Here is a 5,305-nt window from a genome sequence, read left to right as displayed (position 1 = left end):
CGGGCGCCCCGCCCCCGCGCGCGCCCGCGCGGGGCGTGCCGCGCGGGCGGTCGGTGTGGGGCGCCGGCGGCGGGTCAGAGCTTCGTCCACGCCTCCGTGAGGACCGCCCGCAGGATGCCCTCGATCTCGTCGAAGGTCCCCTGGTCGGAGATCAGCGGAGGCGCCAGCTGCACCACCGGGTCGCCCCGGTCGTCGGCCCGGCAGTACAGGCCGGCGTCGTAGAGCGCGTGCGAGAGGAAGCCGTACAGGACCCGCTCGGTCTCCTCGTCGGTGAAGGTCTCCTTGGTCGCCTTGTCCTTGACCAGCTCGATCCCGTAGAAGTACCCGTTGCCCCGGACGTCGCCGACGATCGGCAGGTCGTGGAGCCGCTGCAGGGTCGTCAGGAAGGCGGACTCGTTGTCGAGGACGTGCTGGTTGAGGCCCTCGCGCTCGAAGATGTCGAGGTTGGCGAGGCCCACCGCGGCCGACACGGGGTGCCCGCCGAAGGTGTAGCCGTGCAGGAAGGTGTTGTCCCCCTGGTAGAACGGCTCGGCGAGGCGGTCGGAGACGATGCAGGCGCCTATCGGCGAGTAGCCCGACGTCATGCCCTTCGCGCAGGTGATCATGTCCGGCACGTAGCCGAACTTGTCGCACGCGAACATCGTGCCGAGCCTGCCGAACGCGCAGATGACCTCGTCGGACACGAGCAGCACGTCGTACTGGTCGCAGATCTCGCGCACCCGCCGGAAGTAGCCGGGCGGGGGCGGGAAGCAGCCGCCGGCGTTCTGCACGGGCTCCAGGAACACCGCGGCGACCGTCTCGGGCCCCTCGAAGAGGATCTGCTGCTCGATCTGGTCGGCCGCCCAGCGCCCGAAGGCCTCCGGGTCGTCGCCGTGGATCGGCGCACGGTAGATGTTCGTGTTGGGGACCTTGTGCGCGCCCGGCACGAGCGGCTCGAACGGCGCCTTGAGCGCGGGGAGGCCGGTGATGGACAGCGCGCCCTGCGGGGTGCCGTGGTAGGCGACCGCACGCGAGATGACCTTGTACTTGGTGGGCTTGCCGGTGAGCTTGAAGTACTGCTTGGCCAGCTTCCACGCCGTCTCGACGGCCTCGCCGCCGCCCGTCGTGAAGAACACCTTGTTCAGGTCGCCCGGCGCGTAGTGCGCGAGCCGCTCCGCGAGTTCGACCGCCTTCGGGTGCGCGTACGACCAGACGGGGAAGAAGCCCAGCTCCTGGCCCTGCTTGTACGCGGTCTCGGCCAGCTCGTGGCGGCCGTGGCCCGCGTTGACGACGAACAGGCCGGAGAGCCCGTCCAGGTAGCGCTTGCCGGCGTCGTCGTAGATGTACGTGCCCTCGCCGCGCACGATCGTCGGCACGGGCGCGTTCTCGTACGACGACATGCGCGTGAAGTGCATCCACAGGTGGTCGTACGCGGTCTTGGAGAGGTCCTTGCTCACGGCTATCGGGTTCCCCACATGTAGGTCTGCTTCTTCAGCTTGAGATAGACGAAGCTCTCGGTGGAGCGCACACCCGGAAGGGTGCGTATCCGTTTCGAGATCACTTCGAGCAGGTGGTCGTCGTCCTCGCAGACGATCTCGACCATGAGGTCGAAGGAGCCCGCGGTGACCACCACGTACTCGCACTCGGACATCGCGGTGAGCGCCTCGGCGACGGACTCGATGTCGCCGTCGACGTTGATCCCGACCATCGCCTGCCGCCGGAAGCCCACGGTGAGCGGGTCGGTGACGGCGACGATCTGCATCACGCCCTGGTCGAGGAGCTTCTGCACGCGCTGGCGCACGGCCGCCTCGGAGAGCCCGACGGCCTTCCCGATGGCCGAGTACGGGCGCCGCCCGTCCTCCTGGAGCTGCTCGATGATGGCGAGGGAGACGGCGTCGATGCCGTGGGCGGAGCTGTTCCCGTTCCTGAACTCTGCGCTGCGACTGACCACATCACTCACTCTGCCTTGCTCCTCGTCCGTCACGCAACCCTTCCTCGATGAAATTCGTTGTCCCGGCAGCCAAAATAAACCGAATCCGAAGTTGCGGGGCGTCGGGCCTGTCGAAAGCGTCGAGGGGTTGACTAGGGTGGGTGTCTCACACATCGGACATCCGACCGACAGGAGGGGTGGCAGTGACCACCGAGCCGCGCCGTCTGCGCAACTACATCAACGGGGAGTTCCGGGACGCCGCCGACGGACGCACCACCGATGTGGTGAACCCCGCCACCGGTGAGGTCTACGCCACGGCGCCGCTGTCCGGCCCCGCTGACGTCGACGCCGCCATGGAGGCCGCCGCCGCCGCGTTCCCCGCCTGGCGGGACACCACCCCCGCCGAGCGCCAGAAGGTGCTGCTGAAGATCGCGGACGCCTTCGAGGAGCGCGCGGAGGAGCTGATCGCCACCGAGTCGGAGAACACCGGCAAGCCCCTCGGCCTCACGCGCACCGAGGAGATCCCGCCGATGGTGGACCAGATCCGCTTCTTCGCGGGTGCCGCGCGCATGCTGGAGGGCCGCTCGGCCGGCGAGTACATGGACGGCCTCACGTCCTTCGTGCGCCGCGAGCCGGTCGGCGTCTGCGCGCAGGTCGCGCCGTGGAACTACCCGATGATGATGGGCGTGTGGAAGTTCGCCCCGGCGCTCGCCGCGGGCAACACCGTCGTCCTCAAGCCGTCCGACACCACCCCGGCCTCCACGGTCCTGATGGCCGAGATCATCGGCTCCGTCGCACCCAAGGGCGTCTTCAACGTCATCTGCGGCGACCGCGACACCGGCCGCGCCATGGTCGAGCACAAGACGCCCGCGATGGCGTCGATCACCGGCTCCGTGCGCGCCGGCATGGAGGTCGCCGGGTCGGCCGCCAAGGACGTCAAGCGCGTCCACCTGGAGCTCGGCGGCAAGGCGCCCGTCATCGTCTTCGAGGACGTCGACATCGCGAAGGCCGTCGAGGGCATCTCCGTCGCCGGGTACTTCAACGCCGGGCAGGACTGCACCGCCGCCACCCGCGTGCTCGTGCACGAGTCCGTCCACGACGAGTTCGTCCGCGCGCTCGCGCGGGCCGCCGCCGAGACGAAGACCGGCGCCGCGGACGACGACGACGTCCTGTACGGACCGCTCAACAACGCCAACCAGCTGGAGCGGGTGTCCGGCTTCATCGACCGGCTGCCCGCGCACGCGAAGGTCGAGGCGGGCGGCGAGCGCGTCGGCGACAAGGGCTACTTCTACGCCCCGACCGTCGTCTCCGGCCTCAAGCAGGACGACGAGATCATCCAGAACGAGGTCTTCGGCCCGGTCATCACGGTCCAGTCCTTCACCGACGAGGCCCAGGCCCTCGCCTACGCGAACGACGTCGAGTACGCCCTCGCGTCCTCCGTGTGGACCAAGGACCACGCGCGGGCCATGCGCCTGTCGAGGTCGCTCGACTTCGGCTGCGTCTGGATCAACACGCACATCCCGCTGGTCGCGGAGATGCCGCACGGCGGCTTCAAGAAGTCGGGCTACGGCAAGGACCTGTCCTCGTACGGCTTCGACGACTACACGCGCATCAAGCACGTCATGACGGCCATCGAGGACTGAGCACCGGAACCCGGCGCCGCCCCGGCCGGATCCCGCCTCCCCGCGACGGGGGGCCGGGGTCCGGTCCGGCGGCCCGCCCCGCGGCCGTCAGCCGACCGGCGCGGCCGCCTCGATCAGCTCGTCCACGAGCGCCAGCAGGACGTCCCGGCTGAACGCGCGCCGCCGCACGTCCCCCACCAGCAGCGGCACGCGCGGGTCGAGGTCGAGCGCGGAGCGGATCTCCTCGGCCGTCCTGGTGTTGTGCCCGTGGAAGCAGTTGATCGCCACCACGAACGGGATGTTCCGGCTCTCGAAGAAGTCGATCGAGGCGAAACTCGCGCCCAGACGCCGGGTGTCGGCGATCACGACGGCCCCGAGCGCGCCGTTGACCAGGTCGTTCCACATGAACCAGAACCGCTCCTGGCCCGGCGTGCCGAATAGGTACACCACCAGCTCGGGGCTGACGGTGATGCGCCCGAAGTCCAGCGCGACCGTGGTCGTGTCCTTGCCGTCGACGCCCGCGAGGTCGTCCACGCCGACGCTGGCGCGCGTCAGGTACTCCTCCGTGCTCAGCGGCTCGATCTCGCTCACCGAGCCGACCATGGTGGTCTTGCCGACGCCGAAGCCGCCGGCGATCAGGATCTTCACGGCGGCGGGCGCCGCCTGCGTGGTCGTCATCGTCCTCAGAGTCTCCGAAGTCCGTCGCGGACCGCGGCCAGCAGGCCGAGGTCCGCACCCCCCGATGCCCGGGCCACCGTCAGCGGCGCGCGGGCGAGCAGCAGTCCCTGGGCCACCAGGTCCCCGGCCAGGATCCGGGTCACCGACACGGGCAGGCCGAGCGCCGCCGACACCTCGGCCAGCGCCGTCGCGTGCCGGCAGCGCTGCAGGATCAGCCGGTGCTCGGGCTGCAGGCGTCCCGGGCGCGGGCGCGCGCCCGGCGGGTCGCGCGGGTCGAGCGCCGTCGTCAGCACGGTGATCAGGGTCAGGTCGTCGCGCTCGGGCGCCGTGCGGCCCCGGGTGATCGTGTACGGGCGCACCATCGTGCCCGCCCCGTCCTCGCCGCCGTCCTCGTCCGGGCCCCCGCCGGCGGCCTCCGCCTCCCCGCGGGTGCCGCCGTCCTCGTCGTCGCCCGGGCTGTACCCGTACGGATTCACGCCTCGCGCACGTCCCCGGAGCCGAACGGCTCGAACTCGCCGCGCGCCCGGGCGCCCAGCTTCTGCCCGACCTGGCGCACCAGGTCGTGCATGGCGAGCGACATCACCTCCGCGTCGACGTCCTGCGAGGCGACCACAGCCAGATGGGTGCCCTCGCCCGCGGAGATGATGAACAGCCACAGGTCCGCCAGCTCCACCAGCACCTGGTGCACACTGCCGCCGTCGAAGAGGCGGCCCACGCCCCGGGCCAGGCTCTGCTGCCCGGTGCAGATCGCGGCGAGCCGCTCGGCGTCCGCGCGCTCCACGGTGCGGGAGTGGCTCATCACCAGGCCGTCGTCCGACAGGAGCACGGCGTTCCTGGTCCCGGCCACCGAGTCCACGAGCCCGTCGAGGAGCCAGTCGAGATCCTGATACGTGGCGGTAGTTCGCGTCATGGCCGTTCTTCTCTCGTGTCTCGTGCCGGAGGGAAGGGGGGTGCTTTCGGCCCGTGGCCGGCGGTCGCGCCAGGGCGGTCGGTCCCGGCGCCCGCGCCGGGTTCGGGGGTGTGCGGCGCGCGTGCCGCACGGGACTGGCGCTGGAAGGCGCCGATGGCCGCGCCCGAGCGCCGCGGGGCCGGACCC

The 5,305-nt window shown here is 70.9% G+C and carries 6 protein-coding genes; 1 reads left to right on the top strand and 5 read right to left on the bottom strand.

Translation table 11 applies throughout. From position 1 onward, the window contains the following. Positions 1 to 74 precede the first annotated feature (74 nt). Positions 75 to 1,454: an aspartate aminotransferase family protein gene (locus L1885_RS22950; protein WP_235799070.1), complete on the bottom strand. Its 1,380-nt coding sequence runs from the start codon at positions 1,452 to 1,454 to the stop codon at positions 75 to 77. Continuing rightward, on the bottom strand, positions 1,439 to 1,930 hold the full coding sequence (locus L1885_RS22945) for an Lrp/AsnC family transcriptional regulator (RefSeq protein ID WP_235799072.1): 492 nt from the start codon (positions 1,928 to 1,930) through the stop codon (positions 1,439 to 1,441). Before L1885_RS22945 ends, L1885_RS22950 begins: the two co-directional genes overlap by 16 nt. 182 nt (positions 1,931 to 2,112) lie before the next feature. On the opposite strand from L1885_RS22945, the gene L1885_RS22940 reads away from it, so the two are divergent. Further along, entirely contained in the window at positions 2,113 to 3,552 is a 1,440-nt protein-coding gene (locus tag L1885_RS22940) for a gamma-aminobutyraldehyde dehydrogenase (protein WP_235799069.1), read from the top strand. 87 nt (positions 3,553 to 3,639) lie between these two features. Here the strand turns inward: L1885_RS22940 and L1885_RS22935 are convergent, their stop codons facing one another. From L1885_RS22935 to L1885_RS22925, 3 genes are read right to left on the bottom strand one after another with little or no spacing between them, the layout of a single operon-like run. Continuing rightward, on the bottom strand, positions 3,640 to 4,209 hold the full coding sequence (locus L1885_RS22935) for a GTP-binding protein (RefSeq protein WP_235799068.1): 570 nt from the start codon (positions 4,207 to 4,209) through the stop codon (positions 3,640 to 3,642). A 5-nt stretch (positions 4,210 to 4,214) separates the two neighbouring features. Continuing rightward, positions 4,215 to 4,685, bottom strand: a complete 471-nt coding sequence (locus L1885_RS22930; RefSeq protein ID WP_372481999.1) for a DUF742 domain-containing protein — start codon at positions 4,683 to 4,685, stop codon at positions 4,215 to 4,217. After that, positions 4,682 to 5,119, bottom strand: a complete 438-nt coding sequence (locus L1885_RS22925; protein WP_235799067.1) for a roadblock/LC7 domain-containing protein — start codon at positions 5,117 to 5,119, stop codon at positions 4,682 to 4,684. Before L1885_RS22925 ends, L1885_RS22930 begins: the two co-directional genes overlap by 4 nt. Positions 5,120 to 5,305 lie beyond the last annotated feature (186 nt).

Source organism: Streptomyces fuscigenes, from assembly GCF_021556455.1.
GTDB classification, from domain to species: Bacteria; Actinomycetota; Actinomycetes; order Streptomycetales; family Streptomycetaceae; genus Streptomyces; species Streptomyces fuscigenes.
This window is presented reverse-complemented; position numbering and strand designations above follow the sequence as displayed.